Source organism: Xenorhabdus sp. IM139775 (assembly GCF_028598745.1).
Lineage (GTDB): Bacteria > Pseudomonadota > Gammaproteobacteria > Enterobacterales > Enterobacteriaceae > Xenorhabdus.
Window position 1 is genome coordinate 1 of sequence record NZ_JAQRFK010000181.1, and the last position, 1,528, is coordinate 1,528.

The 1,528-nt window shown below is 42.1% G+C and carries 2 protein-coding genes and 1 pseudogene; all 3 read left to right on the forward strand.

Annotated features, from left to right (window positions below; translation table 11 throughout):
• The coding region (locus PSI17_RS16795; protein ID WP_273553048.1) for a DUF2931 family protein at positions 1–522 on the forward strand (522 nt) is incomplete at its 5' end.
• Positions 523–679: 157 nt separating this feature from the next.
• Entirely contained in the window at positions 680–988 is a 309-nt protein-coding gene (locus PSI17_RS16800) for an IS630 transposase-related protein (protein WP_273553049.1), read from the forward strand.
• Positions 989–1,014: 26 nt separating this feature from the next.
• Positions 1,015–1,512: pseudogene (locus tag PSI17_RS16805) on the forward strand (IS630 family transposase); the annotation flags it as partial.
• Positions 1,513–1,528 lie beyond the last annotated feature (16 nt).

Genomic DNA, 1,528 nt, shown 5'->3' on the forward strand with positions numbered 1-1,528 from the left:
TATGATCCAATTTATGTTAGTTCGGTTCATTTTCTGGACGAAAATAATAGTGTTGTACGAACATTTATGCCTGCTCCGTCCCATTCAGACCAGAATAATCTAGGAGTAAATAACGCTGCCAGTAAGAACCACCATGAGATTTTACCTTATGGATTAGTCGTCTGTTGGAATCCGATAGTCAAGAAACAAACCATCCAAACAAATTTCATTGTTAGGCAACAAACTCATCAAGGTACTCATAAACCTGTTAAGTATTCCAATGATGAAAAAGAATTATTCGATTATAAAAACCTTTTTAATATAAAACTGCCATCTTGGGAAAATCCCCTCATGGAGTTCTACGTTTTCGATAAAAATAACGGAAATATTATGCTACTAGCCAGTGGCGAAGGTGAATCGGTTTCCGGCGATAAGATGACTGTGTGTCAGGGAAAAACAAAGCATTCTGATGGCTATGGTGAGTATCCTAAATACATCAAAAACTTTATCAAAGGGAAAACCTATCCCTATGGTGAATGGTAATGGAGAGATAAACATGGCAGGTAAGGCAGTGATTCTTTTAAATGATGCCACCGATCACGGTGGCAAGGTGATCACCGCGATTGGTCGTTATACCTATAGCTGAATCATAATTTTATGGCATAATACCAGCACTTCAATAACAGGGCTGAGTGGTGAGATGGGCTACAGTTTAGATTTCCGAAAAAGAGTACTGGCATACAAGGACAAGCATTCGTTGACTTTCGAACAAACGAGTGCCCACTTTGAGATCGCTATCCGCACTTTGTTTCGGTGGAGTCACAAAATAGAACCCTGTGTAACCCGTAATAAACCACCCACGAAAATCAGTGATGAGACGCTCCTTATTGATGTCCAAAATTATCCTGATGATTATCAAGGGGAAAGAGCAAAACGTCTGGGCGTCTCACAGTCAGCTATTCATTACGCGTTGAAGCGGCTGAATATTACCGTCAAAAAAAAACGTTAAAACACCCTAACGCTGACGAACAGGCTCGTCAGATATTTGTCGAGCGCCTCCGTCATGATGAACAAGCGGGCAAACCGATTGTTTATCTGGATGAAAGCGGTTTTGAACAGTCAATGTCCCGCATGTACAGCTATTCCCCAAAAGGACAGCGCTGTTTCGGGACATATGACTGGCAGGCCAAAGGATGCATTAATGTCATTGGCACCATCATCCAAAAGGCCTTCGTGACCTTAAGCTTGTTTGCCGGGAATATTAATGCGGATGTTTTCCATGCCTGGATGACACCGGATTTGCTGCCCAAGCTTCCAAGCGGGGCCGTGATTGTGATGGATAATGCCTCATTCCATAAGCGGCATGACACACGACAAGCAATAGCCGACCACGGATGCCAGTTGGAATGGTTACCACCTTACAGTCCGGATTTAAATCCTATCGAACCCAAATGGGCGAAAGTAAAAGCCACAAGAAGACGGGAAAGATGCTCTATTGATGAACTGTTTATGAAACATGTAAATTATGCCTAATTATATTGATTCTGCT